Genomic DNA, 22,618 nt, shown 5'->3' with positions numbered 1-22,618 from the left:
AGAGTTTTGATAAATTTTGATTAAATATTACTTTCAAATGATTGAAATGTGATTTTTAATTTACTTTCATAATTATTAGATTTAAAAATTCGGAGGAGATTTTATTAAAAGAGCAGTTATTCTTTTAATCTTATTAATCTCTTTATCCTGTTTGTCTATTGTTAGTGCAAACGATTTGAATTCAATTGACGATTCCATTGAAGCAGATAATCTAAATTCTATTGAAATTGAAGACATTCAAGTTGATTCTGTAGAATCAGATGATTTAGAAAAGTCTAATATTGATGAAAAAGTTTTAAGTGATGGGGAATCAGATGGCGATTCCGGCAATGAAACTGAAACTCTTTCATCAGGTGATGAAAATAATGAATCTGATGTCTCTTCTAATCCAAATGAAGGTGTAGCTACTAATTTAGAATTGGATAACGATGCTGATAAGGAAAATGTCAAGATTGGCGAGTTGGTTACTTGGACTCTCGAAGCTAAAAATTATGGTCCTTATGATGCTGAAAACACTCAAGTCTATGACGAATTGCCTGAAGGCTTAGAGTATGTCAGCCATACTGTCACAAAGGGAGAATTTAATCCTGAAACTGGCATTTGGAAAATCGGGGACTTGAAAGTCGGTGAGAAAGAGTATTTAAAAATCGTTACAAAGGCAGTTACTACAGGTGAAAAGGTTAATAAGGCTAATTTAACAAGCGATACAGATATTATCGATCCGGATGAATGTTACGAGGAAGAAGAAATTGATGTGGAAGATGATGATGACAATCATTTTGAAAAAGTTATACATTCAAAACAATTACCTCGTGTAGGAAATCCGATATTTTTACTTATCTTGTCTTTATTGACAGTTTTAGGTTTAAATACTAGAAAAAAATAGTTTTTTAAAATCTTAAGATTAGATATTTCTTTTTTTTTATAATCTTAAGATTTCAATTCTTTTTATGTTTTTAATTTCTTTTTTTTATAATTTTAATATCCAATTCTTTTTATGGTTTTTTATTTCTTTTTTTTATAATTTCAATATCCAATTCTTTTTATGGTTTTTAATTTCTTTTTTTATATTTTCAATATCTCAATTCTTTATTGTTTTTATCTTGTTTTATGATTTATTTTTTCATAATCTTGAGATTTTGATTCTTTTTTTATAATTTCAACCCTTTTTATTCAATTCTCTCATATTGAGGAATTATCATACATATTATTTTGATATAATTTGATCTTTCCAGCCCTATAAATCTCAGTATAATTTGCAAGACTTACATTGTCATGCTTTACAATCAGATAATCACTCTCTGACTGGTCTATCACCCCTAGCTTGACATAACGAACGTCCTTTTTAAGGGTCCAGGTTCCAAAACGGGATCCATATGAATAGTCTGAACTTAAATTCTTATTAAGATAGTCAGGGTCATATTCAACCAAATAGTCGTATACCTCTTGGATTGCGGTATTGTTTCTTTCAGTGTCAAAGTTTCCGTCAGTGAATGTGAATGAAAGGGAATAGACAATAATTATCGCTGCAATGATTATTAAAGTTATCTTAAGGATATTTGAATCCTTGAACTTATTAAATATCTCTTCTATTGTCCTTAAGACAAAATAGACTACAGCAGGCAATGCTATAATCAGATATCTTTGTCCTTTTATTGTGATAAAGCTGAAGAAGACTGCAAAGACAAAAATCCAAGCTAGGAAAAATATGTCCAGATTGAAGGTCCTCTTATCTATATCGAACTTATCTGCCAGCGATAGAAGGCATACGCAGATGGTTAGAAGTGCAACATTAGTCACCATATGTGAGATATACTTAAATCCGATGATAGCTATTGGAATTAGGATTATTATAAGCCCTACCAACAGGTATTTAAAGTGAGGTGTCTTGTAATCTCTCACCATAGGGTATTCCTTTCTTCTTCTGATTATGTTTGCAAAGTTGAACACTGTTCCGATTGCTATGATTGCAGGAATGATCAATGAAAACTCTTGGCTGATTTGAGGATAGAAGAAAGTGTAGAGATTTCTTATATAGAACTTCTTATCGTTATAGTAAAAATGACTTCTCGCTGCTTTTGCACTGTTGAATCCGTTTAGAGACTCTTGAGATTGTGTCAGGAATGTCAGATTAGCTCCATATGACCATATCACTTCACAAAACAGTATAAATAAGACAACAGCTATAATCAGAGATATTACAATGTATTTAAACTCTTCGCTTTTTATATAGTTCTTAATAACTATCTTAAGCTCATCCCTATCGCTTAATGCCAAATCCACAAGATTGAAGAAGTCATGTTTAGTTAGGTAGTATAAGAACAATATAGGTATTATGAATAATGCATCATATTTTGTGAATATTGATATAATCAGGAATATTGAAGTTGGAATGTAGTATTTAGGGTTTTTGTCAACTGCCAATACCATGAATAGGAATGTAATGATGCTGAAGGCGCATACTGGAATGTCTATGCCTCCCCCGCCCCAGATTGTGAGGACTATGTGGAAGCTTGCAAATAGGATGCAGCCGAAAAAGGAGTAGACCTCATTGAACTTGGTTTTAAATAGTAGGTACAATCCAATTTCACCAAGGATGCTTATGACTCCGCTAACGATCATTATTGCTATCTTGTCCACTATTCCCATTCTAAAGAGAAGTGATGTCAGGAATGATACGACAGGTGTTAGGAACATTCCATAGGAATAGTTCTCTATATGGCCCTGCATTCCAGCATAGACTAAACCGTTAATTAAATAGACAAATGGGTCTGATTTAAAGTTAAGGGTATAGTTTACATCGATTAGGTGGACTGTATAGAGAATTGAAAAAACAGTCAATGCCAGCAGATATATGCCATCCTTCTTGGTCAAGTTCAAATCATTAAAAAAGCTTTTGATATACACAATATTACTATTTTATTTATTTAATATAAAAGTAACTATTATGGGTTAAGTTTGATTTATTTTATTGCTTTTGAATAGATAGAAATTCTATTTTTAAGTCAATCATTGTAAGGCTTTTTTTTTTATTAAGGTTTAGTTATTCTTTTAATTTAGGTTGAGTTATTTCTTAAATAATGTTTAAATATTTTTTAAAATAAAATATATTATAATAATCATTATTCTTATAATTGGAGATTAACAATGGCTAAATTAACATTTAGGAACGCTAGCGAAGAGGATGTGCCTTTAATTTTAGAATTCATTAAGAAATTAGCAGATTATGAACATAGATTGGATGAGGTTATCGCTACAGAGGAAGCATTAAAATACTGGATTTTTGATAAGCAACAAGCGGAAGTCATATTTGCCCTTGAAGATGGAAAGGAAATAGGATTTGCATTTTTCTTCCTTAGCTTTTCAACATATATCGCTAATGTCAACATGCACCTTGAGGATCTTTTCATAGACCCTGAATATCGTGGAAATGGTTATGGCAAGGCTCTTCTTCGTGAGCTTGCTAAAATAGTAAAGGAGAGAGGATATGGCAGATTCGAATGGACATGCCTTGACTGGAATCAGCCAAGCAAGGACTTTTATAAATCCATTGGTGCAAAACAGAAGGATTGGAATGTATTTCACTTTACAGGCCAAGAACTAGAGGATTTCATTAATGAGGATTAAATTTATTTTTCACCTATTATTTTTTTCATTTCTTCAATTTTTTTCATTGTTTTTGTTTTAATCATTAGGTTCTTTTTTTCATTATTTCATTTTTTTCATTATGCATTTGAATATTTATTCATTTTTTTCAATAATATAATTTAAATTTTATTAAATCATCCATTTTTTTATTAATTTTTTACTATTTCTTTTAAAAAATCCAATTGATTTTTAAAAAATATTATATCATTTTTTAATTTCAATAAAGTTTTAATAAGTGTATTGCTAAAAATAAATATGATAATAAATTAACTTTTATCGTTTTATTAATTTTTATTTTTTTTCATTTTCTAATATTAATAAAATTTTTAATTTATTTTCACAGGTTTTTTGTGTGATATAATGAGTGAAGAAAGCGATATGATTTATGATTTATGGGATAAGCCACCTCTTGTAGAGTGGATTCTATTATCTCTTCAACGTTTTATGCGCTATTTTCGGTGCAACAATTTTAGTACCGATTGTAGTGAATTCAACTGTTGGCGAACCTGTGCTATCTGTTCCAGTTGCTTTAATCACTTCTGGGATAGGTACACTCATTTATGTAATCTGTACACGGAATAGAAGTCCGGTGTATCTGGGAAGCTCATTTGCATTCATTGCACCTATGGTTGCCGGATATGCCATCGGCGGAAAATCAAGTATCTTCTCAGCATTGATGGTTGTAGGTTTGGTCTATGTTGCAATTGCAATTATCATCAGGGCCACCGGTAAGGAATGGATCAATAAGCTATTGCCTCCTGTAATTGTAGGTCCTATGATTATGGTTATTGGGCTTTGTTTGGCCCCTACCGCTATTCAGGAAATAGGACTTGATCAGGCTGTAGTTCCAATCAATAACATTATTGTGGCTCTTGCAGCATTCCTGACCACTGCTGTAATAGCAATCCGTGGAAAAGGAGTATTGAAGGTTATTCCTTTCCTCATTGGTATTATTGTAGCATATGTCGTTGCAGCGTTATTAGGTATGGTTGACTTTTCAGGATTCTTTTCAGCAAGCCTCTTTGAAGTTCCAGAGTTCTATATGCCGTTTATAAACTACAGCTTCAATCCTACAGCTCTTCTTACAATAGTTCCGATTGCTCTTGTAACAATGGTAGAGCATGTTGGGGACCACAAGGTATTAGGGGAAATCATTGGACGTGACTTGATTCAGGACCCTGGATTGAACAAGACCCTTCTTGGTGACGGTCTTGCTACCTTCTTTGCAGCGCTCCTCGGTGGGCCAGCTAACACCACTTACGGTGAAAACACTTCTGTTGTAGGTCTTACAAGAGTTGCATCAATCTATGTTATCGGTCTTACTGCAGTGTTTGCAGTTATCTTTGCATTCTCCGGACACTTGACTGCACTTCTTGCCGCTATGCCTAACCCTGTTATCGGAGGTGTGGCTATTCTTCTTTACGGATTCATTGCAGTAAATGGTGTAAAGCTCTTGATTCAAGAGGAAGTTGATTTCAACAATAACAAAAACATTGTTGTAGCAGCTACCATGTTGGTTTTAGGTTTAGGTGGAGCTACCTTGTCCGTTGCTCAAGGTGACTTATCTGTGTCAATTTCTGGTATGGCTCTTGCTGCTATTGCTGGTGTAATCCTTAACTTGATAATTCCAGAAAGAAAAGAAGATAACAAATTTGTTCCTGAAGTTAAATAATTCTTATTCTTTTCTTTTTATTAATTTTTAATCCTTTTTTTCTTTTTTTCTAGTTTTAATTCTTTTAGGTATTTTTTTCTTTTTTTTCTGATTCTTTTTTTTTAGAGTTTTAATTCTTTTAGGTATTTTTTTCTTTTTTTTCTGATTCTTTTTTTTTTAGAGTTTTAATTCTTTTAGGTATTTTTTTCTTTTTTTTCTGATTCTTTTTTTTTAGAGTTTTAATTCTTTTAGGTATTTTTTTCTTTTTTTTCTGATTCTTTTTTTTAGAGTTTTAATTCTTTTAGGTATTTTTTTCTTTTTTCTGATTCTTTTTTTTTAGAGTTTTAATTCTTTTAGGTATTCTTTTTCTTTTTTCTGATTCTTTTTTTTAGAGTTTTAATTCTTTTAGGTATTCTTTTTCTGATTCTTTTTCCTACTTTTTATTCTAATTTCATTTTACTTTCTTAGATATTTTGTTTATGAATTTCTTAATATACAGTTCATTCAATCATTGATTTCTAATATTGCAGATTAAAATAATAAGTTATTTAACTTATTTAATACATAAATATAATCAATAAAGTTTCAACTTAAATATGGAGATATAATATGAATGAAATAGTTTTAAATCATCCATTAATAACTCATAAATTGGCTATTTTAAGAGATGTAAACACAGGTACAAAAGAATTCAGAGAGCTTGTTACAGAAATATCCACTCTTTTATGCTATGAAGCAACCAAAGACGCAAAGCTTGAAGAGGCAGAAATTGAAACTCCTCTTGCTAAGATGAAGACAGGCAAGCTGAATGAAGACAATTATGCAGTTGTCCCTATCCTAAGGGCAGGTATGGGTATGGTTGAAGGAATCATCAATGTGATTCCAAATGCTAAAGTAGGTCATATAGGTCTTTATAGGAATGAAGAGACCTTTGAACCTGTTGAATATTACTATAAGATGCCTGATGGAATCGGAGATAGGATAGCTATGATTATTGACCCTATGCTTGCAACAGGAGGAAGCGTATCTGCAACCATTGACAAGCTAAAGGCCGATGGGGTAAAGCAAATCAAGTTCCTATGCATAGTTGCAGCCCCTGAAGGAATCAGGGCTCTTGAAGCAAATCATCCTGATGTTCAGATATACTGTGCAACAGTTGATGAGCACTTAAATCCTAATGCATATATCGTTCCAGGTCTTGGTGACGCTGGAGATAGGATTTATGGTACTAAATAATCAAGCAAGCTTTTTTGGCCTACGGCCAAAAAACCTTGACCAAAATTTTTATTTCTTTTTTTGTTTAATCTCTTCTTTTATTTATTATCTAATGTACTATTTAATTCTTCTTTTTAGTTTAATCTTCATTTATCAATTTTTATTCTAATTTCCTTCTTTTATTACTTTTATTTTAATTTTAAACTCTCCCTATTCTTTTTATATCTTTTCAAAATTATCTTTTCAAATACAATTGAGAATCATTTCAATAAATTTATATATCATCTAAAATAATTATTATATAAGAGAAGATTATATTATTCAGATTTTTATTCAATATTTTAAAAAAATAAAGATGAATTATTATCTTTATTAAGTATTAAATATTCTTAATCTTTTTTTAATATAATCTTAATCTTGGATTGTTTATTTTAATTTAACCTTTTGAATAAATTACTTTAATTTAACCTCTTAAGTAAATTAATTTAATTGGCTTATTTGAGCTTGATCTTTATTAATTTAATTTATTTCTTAAAATAAACTAATTTATTTAACCTTTTAAAATAAGCTAATTTAATTTAACCTTTTAAATAAAATAAACTTTGGTTGTCGAATTTTTTATATAATGTGGTGTAAATATGAAAGAATTATATGAAAAAATGATTAATGAATCAGTAGCTGCATTGCAAGCAGATATTGATGTAATTAGTGCAAATAGATACAACGACTTTAAGATTGTTGATGCAAAACCTTATGCAGATGCTGTAGCTGGAATGACCTGTATAGACGGACAAGCAAAATCTGTAATTGACTTGCACAAGAAATCTGTGGAAAGCCATTACAAGGTATTGACTTCCGTTGCTGAAACCATCAGACCTGAAGACGATCCATTTATTGAACATTACCAAACTCCTCCTATACTTGAAATCCTATGTGAGGAAGACGGTGAATTTGCAGACAGTATGGCTACATTTATTCAAGCTATTGCTGACAGTGAAACATTGATTACAAGAGAATCCGTCCGCCGTTACGGTGGATTCTATGGTCCTACCTGTGTAGTGGACTTTGCTTTGATGCCAGGAAGCACTTCCAATGTAGTAAACCAAATCTTGAAGACCATTCACATTCCTGTAATGCACAAACAAGCAATCCTCTCTGCCAAATCTTGGGGTATGAACACATCCTATGGTATTGGTGATTCATTTGCTCATGCAATTGAAAACGGTGCAACTGCAGCAGAAGCAGCTGCAAAAGAAGTTGAATCAATGCAAATGATCTATAAGGAACCTGTAGAGGCTCAAGGTAAATTAATGGACGATGCAGGACACTCTTCATTTGATGTAAGAGCATTTATGGAAGGATACAAAAAAGAAATGAGACCTGTTGTCAAAGCTGCTATGGATGATGGCGTGCATTATGGTAATATCGTAACCGTACCTGCATACTGTGTAGGGGACATTGGTCACCACATCGGTCAAGCAAGCTACAACATGTGTAAGGATGACGTGACTTTAGCTATTATTCAAGCAACTGCTAAAGTAATGGAAGCTTCCTTGAAAGACAACATTGGCAAATTTATGCATCCATCACAAGTCTTGAACTTAGCTACCGGTTCAACTGCATGTGCTACTGAGTACATTCTTGAATTAGATGGATTTAATTCCACTATGGTTGTAGACTTATTAACCAAAAGATTCCACAACTTTGTACAACAATATCCTACCAGAGGAGCAGCTGCAGAATTGCACAACTGTGACTTTATGGACATGATTCACAGAGGTTCCACTTACATAAGCGCTGCAAGAAAAGCAAGAAGCAGTGCAAAAATCGACCTTGTACCTAAAGTCAATGGATTTGCTGTTGACTTAGGAGCAATCACCCATAATGAAGTTCTCATGAACCCACAAAGATACACTTATCCTGCTTGTGGAATTACAGTAAGATTCTCCTCACTCATGAGACTTGCAGACTATCCATGTCTCCTTACTCCTGAACCTGTAACTGCAACCATGATGACTAACATCATTGCACTCAATAAGGAAGTTCCTGGTTCTCCTGTAAGAGGATGTAAAAACTGTGCTTCTTGCATAATTGATGCAAAACACGAATACTGTCAATGGAAAGAATCTGTATAGATTTAATTGATTTAGAATCAATTTAAAATTAAATTAATTATAATTAAGCTTTTTAGCTTAATTATTTTTTTTATTTATTTAAACATTTAATTTAGTTAATTTTCATCTAAATTAAGATGTTTTAATTGTTTTAGGCCTAAAAACAATTATGATCTTTACGATTATTTGAAGTGATTTATTTAAAAAAATAATTATGGAGGGAAAATATGGCTTCTTGTAATATAGGAAAAAAATTCATAGCAGAGCTTATAGGTACCTTTTTCCTAGTGTTCTTCGGTACCGGAGCTGCTGTTGTAACTTTACTTATTTCTGATAGCGTAACTCCAGGAAAAGCTGGCATCGGATTGCTCGGCGGTCTTGGAGATTGGATAGCTATTGCATTAGCATTCGGTTTAACTGTAATGGCATGTATCTACTTGTTTGGAAAGATCTCAGGTGCACACTTGAACCCTGCAGTAACAATAGGACTCCTTGCAAGCAAAAACATCTCTGCAATTGACAGTATCTACTACATTGTAGCCCAAGTAATTGGAGCATGTTTAGGAAGCTTATTGCTATATGTATGTTTAGGAGCTCAAGCTGTAACAATTGGAGGATTAGGTGCTACCGCTCCAGGTATGGGAGTGGGATATCTTCCTGCTTTGATTGCCGAATGTATAGGTACTTTCTTCCTTATGCTTGTTGTAATGGGCGTTGCTGTTGATGAAAAGGCAGAACCTGGATTTGCAGGTATTTCAATCGGTATGACTGTAGCAGCTGTAATCATCGTTTTAGGTGCATTCACCGGTGCTTCAATCAACCCTGCACGTACCTTTGGTCCTTACTTGATGGACACCTTGCTTGGCGGAACCAATTTCTGGGGATTCTTCCCGATTTACTTGATTGGTCCTATAGTAGGTGCAGTCCTTGCAGCAATATTATATGGATACTTAGCTAAAGGCAATGATGCATGTGCATTGCCACAACCTTTCTTTGAAGAATAGACAAGCTTTTTTGGCCTTACGGCCAAAAAACCTTGATAAAAAATTTTTATCTCAGTTGGGAGTAATTGAGGCTTTTTTAAAAGTTTGATTTAAGTTTTTATAGGTATAAATGCTCTTAACTGATTATTTTTCTTTTTTTCTATTCAAATTTTCTTTAAACATTATATATTTCTTTAATTTACATTGAATTTCATTTTCTATCTCTTTTTTCATTTTAATTTTTAAAAAATGTCATTTCCATGAATGTTTTTTAATTCTAATAAATTTATTTTTATACAATTGCTTTAGTTAAAATAACTTAATTATTTATATTAATATTTAAATAATTTTTAAAACATAAATAGAATTAAATATTTTTTTATTATCACAAAACATAAATATAGGTGTTTTTCATGAAAATCTTAGCATTAATAGGAAGTCCTAGAAAACACAGTAACTGTGAAGCAATCGTTGACGAAATAGCAAAAGGAGCAGAAGAAAACGGCCATGAAGTGATTAAATACATTATTCAAGATTTGGATATTGCTCCATGCAGTGGTTGTGAGCTATGCCGTAAAGGCAAGGACTGTCGCTATACAGATGACGGCACTGAAATCATAGACCAATTGGCAGATGGAGCAAGCGTTATATTGGCAAGTCCTATCTATTTCGGTCAGATGTCTGCTCAAGCAAAGACAATAGTGGATAGGTTCTATAGCATTTTCAACAATCCAAATAAAAGCTTCTCAAAAGATGCAAAGGCAGCTATTGTATTGACTCATGCTTATCCTGGGGATTATGATGCTTATCTTCAATTGACCATTGCCCAGCCTTTCCAAAACAATACAGAAATGGAATTTATTGGAGCAATAGATGCTGGAGATTTAAAGTTCCCAGGTGATGTAAAGGATAAGCCAGAGATCTTGAGAGAAGCTTATGAGTTGGGTAAAAAGTTCTAGCAAGCTTTTTTGGCCTTCGGGTGAAAAACCTTGACCAAAATTTTTATTTATTTTTTGAAAGACGGACTATTTTTTTTACTTTTAAAACTATGCTGGGGAAAGTTTTTAAATTTTAGAACTTAATTAACTTAATTTATCTTAGGAGGCTTATTTATGTGTACAGCAAGTGAATATTTAACAGAAAACCATTATTTTGGCAGAAACTTTGATTATGAAATCTCATACAAGGAAAGAGTTTGCATAACTCCAAGAAATTATGAATTTAAATATAGAAAAATAGATGATATGAAATCCCATTATGCAATTATTGGAATTGCTGCAGGTATTGACGAGTATCCTTTATACTATGATGCTTGCAATGAGAAAGGGGTTGCTATTGCAGGTCTTAACTTTGCAGGAAATGCTATATATAGGGAAATGGAAGAGGATATGGTTAATGTTACTCCATTTGAATTCATCCCTTACCTCTTATCTCAAGCAGATAGTGTTGAAGATGTAAAAGAATTGCTTCAGAATCTTAATTTAGTGAATATCAATTATTCCGAAAACCTTCCATTGTCTCCTCTTCATTGGATGATTTCCGATAAGGATTCATCTATAATTGTAGAGCCTTTGGAAGACGGCTTGAAGGTATATGACAATCCTGTAGGAGTTTTAACCAACAATCCTAAATTTGATATGCAGCTGTTTAATTTAAACGATTATAGGAACTTGTCAGTAAAGACACCTGAAAACACTTTCTCTAAGAATCTCAATTTGGATGACTATAGCAGGGGAATGGGAGCAATCGGACTTCCAGGTGACTTGTCATCAGCATCCAGATTTGTTAAGGTGGCATTCACAAAGGAAAATTCATTTTCCGGCACAAGCGAAAGCGAAAGTGTCTCTCAATTTTTCCACATTCTAGGTTCTGTTGAGCAGCAAAAAGGATTGACATTTATCAATGACCCTGATTTATATGAATATACCATTTATTCATCTTGCTATAATACAAACAAGGGTATTTTATATTATAAAACCTATGACAATCATCAGATAACTGCTGTAGATTTAAATAGGGAAGATCTTGATGGGGATGGATTGATAATTTATCCTTTGATTAATGAGGCACAGATTAACTTTATTAATTAATTTCATAATTAATTTTAATTAATTTTTTAAATTATTTTAATTTTTAATTTTTAATATTCCAAAAGATTTTCAAAAAGTTTTTATACTATGAAACTAAATTATATTTAATAACTTATCCTAAATAAAAAGATTCAAAATAATTTATTTTGTCCTTTTTATATTTTATTTGGATCATTTGTTTTTAAATGGTGAATTGAATTAGGATTTTGTCCTTTTTATATTTTATTTGGATCATTTGTTTTTAACGGTGATTTGGATTAGGATTTGTCCTTTTTTATATCATGTTTTTAAACAATGAATTGAATTAGGATTTGTTATTAAAAAAAATATAGGAGAGATTATCATGGCAGATTTAAAAGGAACCAAAACTGAAGAAAACTTAAAGGCCGCTCTTGCTGGCGAATCTCAAGCACGTGTAAAATATGAATTCTATGCCTCCCAAGCTAAAAAGGATGGCTATGTTGAAATCAAGGACATTTTCCAAGAGTCCTCTGACAATGAGAAGGAACATGCAAAAATCTGGTTCAAGCTCTTAAACGGTGGAAAAGTACCTGACACCTTAACTAACCTTGCAGATGCAGCAGCTGGAGAACATGAAGAATGGACTTCAATGTATAAGGAATTTGCTGAGACCGCTAGAGAAGAAGGCTTTGATGACATTGCAGCATTATTCGATGCAGCTGGAGCAACAGAAAAGGCTCACGAAGACAGATACAATGCTTTAACTGATAAGATAAAAGCAGATAAGGTCTTTAAGAAAGATGAAGAGATTGCTTGGAAATGTAATAACTGCGGTTATATCCACTATGGAAAAGACGCTCCTGAAGTCTGTCCGTTATGTGATCACCCACAAGCACACTTCAGAAAACAAGACACTAGTTATATCTAGATTTTAAAGTTAAACTATTGATTTTTTATAAATCAATATAAACTTTTATTTTTTTTTATTTTTTTAATTTAACTATTATTTTATAATTCTATTTTTATTTAAATATTTTTATCTCTTATTTTAATTCTTATAGTTTTTAAAATATCTTTTTGCTTTTGATAAATAAATAAAATTATTTATATTTTTTATAGGCTATTGTTTAATTCAGTATTGGTTGTTCTGAATAATTTCCAAATAGTATTTGCCCTTTGCAGTTATTCTATAGAATCTGAATCTTTTATCCTCTTCATTCATGCAAACGACTAATTCTTTTTCTTTTAGGCTTGAGAGGTATTTGGAGACGTGGTGGCTGCTGTCGTCAATCTCTTTGCTTATGGTGGATGGTATTTTGTCCCCTTGATTCAATGATTTTAGTATTTCAACCCTTTTATTGGACCTTGCTAAAAATGAGATTAGGCTCATATCCACTATATTTGCAGAGTCATTGTGGAAGCTTCCTTCTGGATTATCCTTGGAATTGTATTTGATGTTTGCATCATCAAATTCTTCTTTAAAATTATTATGGAAATAATAGTTTCCAGAAGGTTTATAATCATCATTATTTTCTAAGTTGAATGGCTTTCCGGGTCTTGAATTTTTTTTAAATTGATAGAATTCATTCTTCAATTCTTTTAAATCCTCTTTCAATTTCCTATTTTCTTCCATTAATTTCCTATTATCTTCAAGAATCCTGTCCATATTAGGGTCTTTCATAATTTAAAGTATAGTTTTAGCATATTTATTACTATGTTCATACTATGTGCACACTATTAGCATGATATTAGCAATATTTATATATTATCTTCATCAATTTATTATTAAATAGAACTAAGAAATGAAATTTTTTATTTCTAGGACAATTTAAATCGAAGAGTAAAATAGTTTTTAACTTCTTTTAGATATTGTTTAGGGGGTTTTTAACTTCTTTTACCTAGTTTAGGGGGTTTTTAACTCCGTTTAGTATAATTTTTAAAATTTAAAAATGGTGAAAAAATGTTAGTTCGTAATTTAGATTTCTTGTCAATTCCAAAGGAATTTTCAAAAGTTGAATTAGATATTTATGAAGGTAAATCTATCGTTCTTGTTTATATTGAAAACAAAGGTTATTCACTAGTATTAAAAAAGAACAACGAAAACGATTCTATATTCCTACTAAAAACTGATTTGGCTCCAGATAATATTGATTCTGATAAAGAAGACTTCATTAATGTAATAAAAATGTTATTGGATAAAATCTACGAAGGTGCAGAGATTAAGGAATATGAAAAGCAGCACCACGAGCATGTGTTCTTACAATTGATGGATTTATTGATTGAAGGAGAAACAGTTGAAACAATCACTGAAGAATCTAAGATTTATGCCGACATTGAAAAGGGATTCATGAAGTTGGAGCTTGATATCATGGATAACAAGATCAATTCCTTAAACAGTGCAATCGGTGAGATTTCAGGTAATTTAAACAATCTTGGAAGCAAAGTTGAAGATAGCAAGATAGAAAACAGACTTAAGAAAACTTTCTCTCAATAATAATAACAAATGAAAGGGTTTTTTAATATCGTCTTAAAAGGGGTGATAAAATGGTTAAATGCAGTAATTGTGGTGCAGAAGTGGGAGATGCAAGTTTTTGCTTTTCCTGTGGTGAGAAGGTAGATGGTGGAAATGTAGATTCTAACATATGCCCTAAATGCGGTACTGAAAATTCAAAAGGAACCGTATTTTGTGTTGGATGTGGTCAGAAATTTGATAATGCATTAGTTCCAGAATCTGTAGCGCGCAAACAAAAGGAATGGGAACTTAGACGTCAGCAAATCATTGAAAGATATGATCAGCTTGCAGATGAGTTTGGAATTAAGGATAAGGATTATTTCCTAACCAGTGTGGTAAGGGTTAATATGTTGGAAGAGAAAACTACTAAACATAAAGTTTGGGGTTCTGTTGGCTCTTATGGCGGAAATAAAACTACAATTGATGGTTTCTTCTTAATAGAAGATGATAAGTTTGTCTTTATGGAAATCGATAATAGAGACTGGAAAAAAGTCAATGCGGGAATAAACAATTTCTACTTTGACAAGATTGTTTCTATGAGAATTACAAAAAGACTTGGTGACATTTCAAGATATGAGGACATTACTAAAAGAACAAGTCTAAATTCCGCTCATGCCATTAAAAGAGCCATTCAAAATGATATCCAATCTCTTAAAGCCACAAGATTTAAAGATCTTATTGTAAACAACGATAGTGCTGATATGTTTGATAGGTTATTAATCAAGCTTGTAGATAACACTTCATTTGAAATCAGACTTCCTAGCTTTGAATTTGGAGAGAATTTGGTGGCATTGTTTGAAATATCTAGAAACAGTCCTCAAACTGTTGTCATCGAGACTGATTCAAAACCAAGCAAAGCAGATCTTTTAAAGGAATATAAGGAACTATTGGATTCTGGCGCCATAACTGAAGAAGAGTATGATGAGCTTAAAAAAGAGGTTTTATCTAGTTAATTTCATATATGGATGTTTTGATTAATTATATGTTTATCTAGATAAATTTATTTCTTTTTTATTTTTCTTTTATTTTTGGGGTTTATTATGATTAAATGTGATAATTGTGGTTTAAAATTTGATGATGACACTGAAATATGTCCTAATTGTGGCAATAAACTAGATTCTACCCAATCTGTTCAAGAAACTGAAGAAGCTTCTAAAAAATGCCCTAGCTGCGGGTCACTCATTGGAATTAATGAGTTTATTTGTCCAAGCTGTGGAAATAAGATAGAGGAATTAAAAATCATTAGAACATGTCCTAATTGTGGTGTGAATTTGGATGATGATGCGGTATTCTGTGATAATTGTGGTGCTAATTTGTCTTCAACTTCAGATCAGATTCAAGAGTTCAATAAATCTTTAATTGAGTCTAATAAATCTTTAATGGACCAAATTGCTGATTTGCTTACTAAGTTTGGGAAATTTATCGATGATTTATTCTCTTCATTTAAAAAAGATAAGTAATTTTTATTTTAGCAATAAAAATCTTAATTATTTTTATAAATTTTTTTTAGTTCTTTTTTTATTTTTCTATTAATTTCTTTTTTAATTTTAAGCAAATTTTTTTTAATTATTTTTTCTAATTTTTTTGATTTATTAAATCATTATTTTACAAATTTTAGTTCATGTCAATATTGATTTGAACTTGTTAAATTGATGTCATTTCGTAAAATTGATTTCAAAAGGCTAAATTGATTTGATTTTGTTAAAACTACATGTCTAAATCGTTAGTTTTATAAATAAGTATTTTTAAACTATTTTTAGGCAATTTATTAATCAAGTAATTTATCTAGATATCTGAATTTTCTTAAGCAGGATCTTGGTACTTTCCTGACTATTGTTGGGAGGTGATATCTATGATGGATTTTCTTTTAGAATTAAGTATTTTCTTTATTTTATTAGCATTTATTCAAGTTACTCTTTATTTGATTTTGTTATAAATAAAATTTAATAAAATGTAATTTAAATTATTTGATTTTTTATTTTGCCTATCTGAAAATTTAAGAAAGTTTAAATAATAGTTTTTACTATATTTATATAAGTACTAAGATTTTCAATTTTAAATTTTTAAAATTGAATCCTGCTAGTGGAGTTTTTACTCCACTTTTTTTTATGGAAAATATATTTGTTCGTATATTTTAAAATTATTTAAAAAATTTTCTGTACTCAAGACTTTTTTTCATAAAATTAATAAATTCTATAAAAATCCTTATTTTATTTTAGGAAACTCTAATTTTATACAAAAACTTTTTAAATGATTACTTGTAAATATATAATTACGTTAGAAATTTTACTATAAGTTTTATCATGCCTTTGCATTAAAACTAATTTTTAACGTGTATTATTAAACTCTTATGGGACTATAATATTTAAAATTTGATTAATAATTAAATAATTAATTAAAAACGTAAAACTCAAAAATTAAGAATGATACCTCAAATTGTTTTAAACAATTTATTAATTCAATTTATTTAAACTAAAACGATTAATCAAAACACATTTTAAATATTGTCCTTTGGATGTGGCGAAAAGCTGAACAAGAGGTTATATAAATGATGTACAAATATATTAGAGATGCATGGAAAAATCCAGATGAGTCTTATGTAAGGGAACTTATGTGGCAAAGAGTTCCTAAATGGAGAAAACAACCTGCAATTACCAGAATCGACAGGCCAACCAGAATCGATCGTGCAAGATCTCTCGGTTACAGAGCTAAAAAAGGTTTCGTAGTTGTAAGAGTAAAAGTTAGACGTGGTGGACGTAGAAAAACTCGTTTCAAACACGGTCGTAGACCAAAAAGAATGGGTGTAAACAAAATAACCATGGCTAAATCCATTCAAAGGATCGGAGAAGAACGTGTTGCTAAGAAATACCCTAACATGGAAGTATTAAACTCCTACTGGGTATGGTCTGACGGAAAATACAAATACTTTGAAGTTATCTTAGTAGACCCACAAAGTCCTTCCATTAAAAACGACCCAAAAATCAACTGGATTTGTGAAAAACAGCACAGAAGCAGAGCTCTCAGAGGCTTAACCAGTGCTGGTAAAAAAGGCCGTGGCCGTAGAAATGGAGGAAAAGGCAGTGAAAAAAGATTAAAATAATCTTTTTTTAATTTTTCTTTTCTTTTTATTTTTTTATTTTTTTTAACAACTATTTTTTCTACTTTTAATTAATTTTAATGCTTATTTTATGATTTTTATATTCAAATTTTATTCTTTTTAATTTTCAATTAGGATTGTTAGTTATGATTCATAATATCAGATATCGTGTTTTTATTTATGAAAATGAAGATAAGGATAAGGTTTTAGAAGCCCTACTCAATATACTTCCAACAGCAGAGCCTGAAGCTGAAGAGGCAGAGGGGCTTCTCGAAGAGAAGATGCTTATTCTAACTGGAGCCATCTCCAAAAAGAGAGAAACCAAAGAGTTCTTAAACACCCTTATCGAATCCATTGGAGAAGATCAATTAATCAAGCTATATAATGATTTGGATAGAAAGATGGATGAAAAAGGCAATCTCTTCCTAAGATTATCCAAAGAGAAGGCATTAGATGAGGAATGGGAAATATTGGATGGTGGAGACAGCATACATCTAAAGATAAAGATAGCTGCATATCCGGCTAAAAAGGAAGTTGCATTAAAAAAGATTAAAGAAGTCTTCCCAGAGGATATTATAAATGCTTAGTTAAGAAAGATTAAAGAGGTCTTTCCAGATGGTATTATAAATTCTTAATTAATATTTTAGACATCGAAAACTTTTTAATCATTTTCATTTTTAAATGCTTTCAAACTTTAAACTATTTAAAATACTTTTAATAAATATTTATATGAACAAATTTGATTTTTTAAAAATTATTAACTGATTTTTTTTCTATTTTTAAAACTAATTAAAGGTAATCATTATGAAATTCCATGACTTGAACATAAGAGGAACAGACTACAATAACGATTTGGCTCTAATCAAAGAGGCCTATAAGTTCGGATGGGATTATCTTAATTTAAATTATTCCCAAGACCATTATAAGGAAGCCTTATCCTATAAGGATGATTTGCTTGAGGAAATATCTCTTTTTGAATGGAAAGACAGCTATAGAAACAAATACAACAGCCAGTCCATAGAGATTTCCATGGGAATCAACATTCAGAATGCCAATTCAAATGAGATAAGAAAGATTGTAAACAAATATAGGAACAATTGCTCTTATATGAGTGCTTTAGGCGGGGACTTAAAGGTAAACCGTAGCGTATGTGAAAACCATAGGATGGATGTATTGTCCCGCCCATATTATAAAAGAAGGGATTCCGGCATGAATCATGTATTGGCTAAGGAAGCAGCCCGAAACAATGTGGCTATCGAATTATGCTTCCGTGACGTATTAAAGAACAGCCTGAAGTTTAGGGCTAATATAATCAGCAGCTTTAAGGAAATAATGATGTTTCATAGGAAATATAATTTTCCTATCATTCTGACAACTGATTCCAAATCAATCTATGACATTCGCTCAACAAAGGATATAGTCGGCTTCTTTAAGTCAATAGGATTTTCAGACAAAGAGATTTATAATGGATTCTATTACTATCCAAGGGAGATAATTGACTTTAACCGCCAAAGAAAGAACATGGTTATTAAGGGAGTTAAAGTGATTGAAGGAGCAAGTGATTTTACTGAAATTGATTCAAAAACTCCTAAATTTGAAGAGTCTGAATGTTTTGATGAAGCAATATCTCAAAAAGAAGATGATTTCTTTGATTGTGATGAATCTGAAGATGATTTCTCCGATTATGATGAAGAAGATGAAGTTTTTGTTGGGGAATCTGAAGATGAATTTACTGATGTTGAGTTCGAATCTCTTGAAAAGGAGGATTTATTATGAAGCTTAAGGTCCTGCCTCCCACCCTTCGTAAGAATCACCATTATCTTATTCTGGATGTAAAGTCTGAAGTAAAACTTTCCAAAGATGATATAGTTCACTATATATGGGACGCTTGCATTAGATATTGGGGAGAGAACCATTCAAGTAACTTCAATCTATGGGTCATGAGACACTATCCTATTGAAGAAACTATCTATAATAATGAGCCTGTATTCAATTATAAGACAGTCTTAAGATGTCAAAGATCTTATGAAGATGATGTTCGCTCTGCACTTGCCACTTTAAACAGATATAATAAGAAAAAGATATCCATAAATACGATTGGAATATCTGGAACTGTTAAGTCTGGCATTAATAAGTTCATTGACGAATAATCTTTAAAAAAGAAGAATGTTATGTTTTTTTTTAAAAATAGAACAACTTATATTTTTTTAAAAAAAGAATTTAATAATGTCTGTTTTTTTAAATGGCTAAAGATAAAATATCTTAAAAAAAAGAAAAAAATTATCTTATATGAAAATATAAGATAATTAAACTAATTTTTACTTATTTTGCTTTTTTTTAACTAATTTAAATGCTTTTACTACTTAATCACATTTACCTTGCTTGTTTGGGTGTCAACCTTATAATTATTGCCTAATATAGATGAGGAAATGGTATAAGTGCCTACTTGCAAATCGACATAAGCATTTCCATTCTTGTCTGTAGTGAGCTTATAAGTTGTAGTTGTCTTAGGTACTGACTGTCCAAGGTCTATGCTTTTACCTTTTTTTGCATAGTTTAAGAAATTATTGACAAGCTCTTCAGCACCATCACCATAGACATAATCCAGTTTAGTCACTGTATTGAAGTACTTTCCTGGATAATAAAGTCCTTTAAAGCTTTTCGGACTGTAGTCATCATCATGAGCCCTTTTAAGCCAGGTCATATTACCTAAATTAAGATATACCGGAGGGGCTACACATCCCAATACGAACTGGTTCTTGTATTTTTTAAGGTAGTTCTTATAGTAGCTGTGTGACATGTCAACAAACATTCCGCTGTCGACTCCTCCTACAAGGCTGAATACGCAGACATTGGAATAGTCCCTTACATCGCTTACATGATAGTTAGGTCCGATTCCGGAAACGATTACCTTATATCCTTTTGCCCTGAGGATCTTTGCCATCTCGTTTAGGAGCTTCTTGTCTTCGCTCTTGTTAATTATGTTATCTGAGCTTAATACGATGGTCTTTTTAGTAATCTTGTTTCCGCTTCCTGTTGTTATGTTATTGCATCTGACCTTAAGCTCTATTGTTTCATTTTCTATTGGATTTCCGTTATTGTCAGTAAGCTTTACATAATACCTTATTGTGGAACTGCCGTTCAAGTGTCTTGTCTGGTTTTTTGCAATGATATCTGCTGTTGTGTTTTTTAGTACCTTGATTTTGACATTTGCGCTTGACTTTAGATATGGGCCTGTTCCCTTGAATTGAAGATTGACGGTAGTTGTTCCTGCCTCTGTCATCTTTAGGCTGGCTTTTCCATTGCTGTCTGTTGTCTTTGTATATGATTTTTTAAGATATGTGAAGGTCACTTTCTTATTTGCAAGATTGGCGTTTTCTGAATCCTTCAGATAGACGCTTAGGTATTTTCCTCTCACCACTGTATAATTAGCTACAGTGAATTTTGTTTTGGAGTTGCAAGAGCGAATCTTAAAGCTTTGGACTTTTTTCAAATGGGACTTGTCTCCATTATAGTTGAGCTGGACGGTATAGTTTCCTACCTTAAGGCCTATCTTTTGGCTGATTCTTCCGTTCTTGTCTGTTGTTTTTGTGGAGCTTACTCCATTGATCTTGAAGGCAACCTTTGCGGATGGGATTGCTTTGCCTTCGCTATCTTTTAAATAGACATATAAGTATTTTCCTTTTATGATTGATGTTTTTGGAACTGTAAAGCTGCTTTTTAATTTATATACATCAATCGCAGAGCTTTTAGATACTGTATGATAGTTTGCATCTCCACTGAAAGTTATTTGGATAGGAAATTTTCCAGGATTCAGATTAATGTTTAAGCTAACCTTTCCATCTTTGCCTGTGGTGAGATTATATAGCTTTTTATTTAGGATAATGGAGATCTTTTTGTATTTTAATGGATTGTTGTTCTTATCCAACAATTCTATAGTTAGTTTCCTTCCGTTTACAATGGAATTGCTGAGCATATTGATCTTTGTTTTCATAGGGGAAACGCTTATGTTGAAGTCATCTGATGATGATTCATAATCTTCGCTGCCATTGTAGGATATTGCTATAGGATATTTTCCAGATGCAAGATTTATTTTAAAAAGGGCAGAGCCCTTTGAATCTGTTGTTCTTGTGTAGGTCTTGTTTATTATTTGGATTGATAGCTTTTCATTTGCTATTCCAGTTCCATTTATGTCCTTTAGATAGATTGTTAAATCGGATCCCCTTTCTATGCTGTTTGTTTCAATTGATATTGATGTATCTGTTTTATTTGAAGGGCTTGAATTTTCATCTTCTATTTGTGTATTGCCTTCAGTATTTTCGTTTTCTATTAATGAATTGCTTTCCTTTAACTTTTCCTTGGCATCTGCTCTTTGATTTGAATAGTTTGCTTCATCAATTTCAGCATCAATTGAATTGCTGTTTGAATTGGCGATTATATCATTGCTATCCAAATTTGTGTTTAAATCATTATTCATATCTACATTTGAATCTGCTGATGTTAAATCATTTGCAGAGATGGCTCCAATCGATAAAATTAAAATGGCCATCAGCAGTGCCAATATGATTGTTGTTTTTTTAAGATTTGTTTTCATAAAGTTCATATTATGCCTCAGATGATAAATATGCTTTTAATTATCTTTTATTTGTTTAATTAAATTGTTTACTTATTATTTATTTATTAATTATTTGTTTCACACATTCAAAACAATTATTTTTTATATAAGTATTATTATTTTATTATTATAAATCTTATTTTATATAAGTTTTTTTAAAAATCAAGCACAATTATTAAATATTTCACGGTTTTAAGTCATTTTTGAATATTTTGATAATTTTATATTTTCCTTATTTTTTATCTCTTTTTTAAGTTTAACATGGTGAACTATAGAAATATTATTTTAAACATTATAGAATAAAAACACTAACTTTATAAATAACTTTATAATAATATATTATTGAACAGAAATATCAATACAACATATTTGCCAAATAACAGAATGTTTGGTTTATTTTTTATTAATTCAAAGAATGTTTAAATATAAATTATGGTGAAACTTTTATTTTTTTAATGCCGTAATTTAGAATCGTAGATGGAAAATATAATGGATTATTTGATTTGAAAAGATTGATTTTTAATTATTCTTTATTAGGATAATGAATTCGTAGACTATAACAAAAAGTATCCAATTAAACAATCAATTAATTATTGAAACTTATCAGATTCTTTTTATTAAGTCATGAAAAATAATTGAAGTTTTAATTTTAAGCTTTTTTTGAATGAATAAAATAGATATGTCTTTGTATTATGAATTGATTGGATTAAACTGATATTCACTTTAATAGTT

Annotated in this window: 19 protein-coding genes; 16 read left to right on the top strand and 3 right to left on the bottom strand. The window is 31.0% G+C overall.

What is annotated here, in order from left to right:
- Positions 1 to 151 precede the first annotated feature (151 nt).
- A complete protein-coding gene (locus tag MRU_RS06880) occupies positions 152 to 886 on the top strand; it encodes a DUF11 domain-containing protein (protein ID WP_012956175.1) in 735 nt (244 codons plus the stop codon).
- A gap of 296 nt (positions 887 to 1,182) precedes the next feature.
- Here the strand turns inward: MRU_RS06880 and MRU_RS06875 are convergent, their stop codons facing one another.
- Entirely contained in the window at positions 1,183 to 2,907 is a 1,725-nt protein-coding gene (locus MRU_RS06875; protein WP_012956174.1) for a glycosyltransferase family 39 protein, read from the bottom strand.
- A gap of 240 nt (positions 2,908 to 3,147) precedes the next feature.
- Here MRU_RS06875 and MRU_RS06870 point away from each other — a divergent pair, with 240 nt between their 5' ends.
- From MRU_RS06870 to rbr, 8 genes are all read left to right on the top strand, one after another.
- Entirely contained in the window at positions 3,148 to 3,627 is a 480-nt protein-coding gene (locus MRU_RS06870; RefSeq protein ID WP_012956173.1) for a GNAT family N-acetyltransferase, read from the top strand.
- Positions 3,628 to 4,132: 505 nt separating this feature from the next.
- Positions 4,133 to 5,320 (top strand): uracil-xanthine permease family protein, encoded by a 1,188-nt coding sequence (locus MRU_RS06865; protein ID WP_012956172.1) that lies wholly within the window; start codon positions 4,133 to 4,135, stop codon positions 5,318 to 5,320.
- A gap of 588 nt (positions 5,321 to 5,908) precedes the next feature.
- Positions 5,909 to 6,535, top strand: coding sequence for a uracil phosphoribosyltransferase (gene upp, locus MRU_RS06860; protein WP_012956171.1), 627 nt, complete (start codon positions 5,909 to 5,911; stop codon positions 6,533 to 6,535).
- Between the two features lie 617 nt (positions 6,536 to 7,152).
- The gene (locus MRU_RS06855; protein ID WP_012956170.1) at positions 7,153 to 8,649 is read left to right on the top strand and encodes a DUF2193 domain-containing protein; all 1,497 of its coding nucleotides are present in this window, start codon (positions 7,153 to 7,155) and stop codon (positions 8,647 to 8,649) included.
- A 206-nt stretch (positions 8,650 to 8,855) separates the two neighbouring features.
- Positions 8,856 to 9,632, top strand: coding sequence for an MIP/aquaporin family protein (locus tag MRU_RS06850; protein WP_012956169.1), 777 nt, complete (start codon positions 8,856 to 8,858; stop codon positions 9,630 to 9,632).
- A 392-nt stretch (positions 9,633 to 10,024) separates the two neighbouring features.
- Entirely contained in the window at positions 10,025 to 10,570 is a 546-nt protein-coding gene (locus MRU_RS06845) for a flavodoxin family protein (RefSeq protein WP_012956168.1), read from the top strand.
- Between the two features lie 153 nt (positions 10,571 to 10,723).
- Entirely contained in the window at positions 10,724 to 11,701 is a 978-nt protein-coding gene (gene bsh, locus MRU_RS06840; RefSeq protein WP_012956167.1) for a choloylglycine hydrolase, read from the top strand.
- Positions 11,702 to 12,044: 343 nt separating this feature from the next.
- Positions 12,045 to 12,590, top strand: a complete 546-nt coding sequence (gene rbr, locus MRU_RS06835) for a rubrerythrin (RefSeq protein WP_012956166.1) — start codon at positions 12,045 to 12,047, stop codon at positions 12,588 to 12,590.
- A gap of 204 nt (positions 12,591 to 12,794) precedes the next feature.
- Here the strand turns inward: rbr and MRU_RS11215 are convergent, their stop codons facing one another.
- Complete coding sequence (locus MRU_RS11215) at positions 12,795 to 13,343, bottom strand: winged helix-turn-helix domain-containing protein (protein WP_012956165.1); 549 nt, start codon at positions 13,341 to 13,343, stop codon at positions 12,795 to 12,797.
- A gap of 279 nt (positions 13,344 to 13,622) precedes the next feature.
- On the opposite strand from MRU_RS11215, the gene MRU_RS06825 reads away from it, so the two are divergent.
- The 7 genes from MRU_RS06825 to MRU_RS06795 all read left to right on the top strand — a co-directional run bounded on the left by MRU_RS06825 (position 13,623) and on the right by MRU_RS06795 (position 19,421).
- On the top strand, positions 13,623 to 14,156 hold the full coding sequence (locus tag MRU_RS06825; RefSeq protein WP_012956164.1) for a hypothetical protein: 534 nt from the start codon (positions 13,623 to 13,625) through the stop codon (positions 14,154 to 14,156).
- Between the two features lie 50 nt (positions 14,157 to 14,206).
- Entirely contained in the window at positions 14,207 to 15,127 is a 921-nt protein-coding gene (locus MRU_RS06820; RefSeq protein WP_012956163.1) for a zinc-ribbon domain-containing protein, read from the top strand.
- A gap of 87 nt (positions 15,128 to 15,214) precedes the next feature.
- The gene (locus MRU_RS06815; RefSeq protein WP_012956162.1) at positions 15,215 to 15,634 is read left to right on the top strand and encodes a zinc ribbon domain-containing protein; all 420 of its coding nucleotides are present in this window, start codon (positions 15,215 to 15,217) and stop codon (positions 15,632 to 15,634) included.
- Positions 15,635 to 16,725: 1,091 nt separating this feature from the next.
- Complete coding sequence (locus MRU_RS06810) at positions 16,726 to 17,274, top strand: 50S ribosomal protein L15e (protein ID WP_048812624.1); 549 nt, start codon at positions 16,726 to 16,728, stop codon at positions 17,272 to 17,274.
- 143 nt (positions 17,275 to 17,417) lie between these two features.
- A complete protein-coding gene (locus tag MRU_RS06805; protein WP_012956160.1) occupies positions 17,418 to 17,858 on the top strand; it encodes an RNA-binding protein in 441 nt (146 codons plus the stop codon).
- A 217-nt stretch (positions 17,859 to 18,075) separates the two neighbouring features.
- Positions 18,076 to 19,047: a ribonuclease P protein component 3 gene (gene rnp3, locus MRU_RS06800; RefSeq protein WP_012956159.1), complete on the top strand. Its 972-nt coding sequence runs from the start codon at positions 18,076 to 18,078 to the stop codon at positions 19,045 to 19,047.
- On the top strand, positions 19,044 to 19,421 hold the full coding sequence (locus MRU_RS06795) for an Rpp14/Pop5 family protein (protein ID WP_012956158.1): 378 nt from the start codon (positions 19,044 to 19,046) through the stop codon (positions 19,419 to 19,421). The genes rnp3 and MRU_RS06795 overlap by 4 nt, the downstream gene beginning before the upstream one ends.
- A gap of 209 nt (positions 19,422 to 19,630) precedes the next feature.
- Here the strand turns inward: MRU_RS06795 and MRU_RS06790 are convergent, their stop codons facing one another.
- A complete protein-coding gene (locus MRU_RS06790) occupies positions 19,631 to 21,874 on the bottom strand; it encodes an MSCRAMM family protein (RefSeq protein WP_012956157.1) in 2,244 nt (747 codons plus the stop codon).
- Between the last annotated feature and the right edge of the window lie 744 nt (positions 21,875 to 22,618).

The sequence above is a fragment of the Methanobrevibacter ruminantium M1 genome, assembly GCF_000024185.1.
Classification (GTDB): Archaea; Methanobacteriota; Methanobacteria; order Methanobacteriales; family Methanobacteriaceae; genus Methanobrevibacter; species Methanobrevibacter ruminantium.
Note: the sequence above shows the minus strand (reverse complement) of the source record. Positions and strands in the feature narration are given on the sequence as shown.

What these genes read in the sequence shown, in the direction of transcription:
- MRU_RS06815 (WP_012956162.1), top strand. Translation starts at nt 15,215, where the DNA reads ATGATTAAATGTGATAATTGTGGTTTAAAATTTGATGATGACACTGAA.
- MRU_RS06845 (WP_012956168.1), top strand. Translation starts at nt 10,025, where the DNA reads ATGAAAATCTTAGCATTAATAGGAAGTCCTAGAAAACACAGTAACTGT.
- MRU_RS06820 (WP_012956163.1), top strand. Translation starts at nt 14,207, where the DNA reads ATGGTTAAATGCAGTAATTGTGGTGCAGAAGTGGGAGATGCAAGTTTT.
- MRU_RS06805 (WP_012956160.1), top strand. Translation starts at nt 17,418, where the DNA reads ATGATTCATAATATCAGATATCGTGTTTTTATTTATGAAAATGAAGAT.
- rbr (WP_012956166.1), top strand. Translation starts at nt 12,045, where the DNA reads ATGGCAGATTTAAAAGGAACCAAAACTGAAGAAAACTTAAAGGCCGCT.
- MRU_RS06795 (WP_012956158.1), top strand. Translation starts at nt 19,044, where the DNA reads ATGAAGCTTAAGGTCCTGCCTCCCACCCTTCGTAAGAATCACCATTAT.
- MRU_RS06825 (WP_012956164.1), top strand. Translation starts at nt 13,623, where the DNA reads ATGTTAGTTCGTAATTTAGATTTCTTGTCAATTCCAAAGGAATTTTCA.
- rnp3 (WP_012956159.1), top strand. Translation starts at nt 18,076, where the DNA reads ATGAAATTCCATGACTTGAACATAAGAGGAACAGACTACAATAACGAT.
- upp (WP_012956171.1), top strand. Translation starts at nt 5,909, where the DNA reads ATGAATGAAATAGTTTTAAATCATCCATTAATAACTCATAAATTGGCT.
- MRU_RS06855 (WP_012956170.1), top strand. Translation starts at nt 7,153, where the DNA reads ATGAAAGAATTATATGAAAAAATGATTAATGAATCAGTAGCTGCATTG.
- bsh (WP_012956167.1), top strand. Translation starts at nt 10,724, where the DNA reads ATGTGTACAGCAAGTGAATATTTAACAGAAAACCATTATTTTGGCAGA.
- MRU_RS06790 (WP_012956157.1), bottom strand. Translation starts at nt 21,874, where the DNA reads ATGAACTTTATGAAAACAAATCTTAAAAAAACAACAATCATATTGGCA.
- MRU_RS06810 (WP_048812624.1), top strand. Translation starts at nt 16,726, where the DNA reads ATGTACAAATATATTAGAGATGCATGGAAAAATCCAGATGAGTCTTAT.
- MRU_RS06870 (WP_012956173.1), top strand. Translation starts at nt 3,148, where the DNA reads ATGGCTAAATTAACATTTAGGAACGCTAGCGAAGAGGATGTGCCTTTA.
- MRU_RS06850 (WP_012956169.1), top strand. Translation starts at nt 8,856, where the DNA reads ATGGCTTCTTGTAATATAGGAAAAAAATTCATAGCAGAGCTTATAGGT.
- MRU_RS11215 (WP_012956165.1), bottom strand. Translation starts at nt 13,343, where the DNA reads ATGAAAGACCCTAATATGGACAGGATTCTTGAAGATAATAGGAAATTA.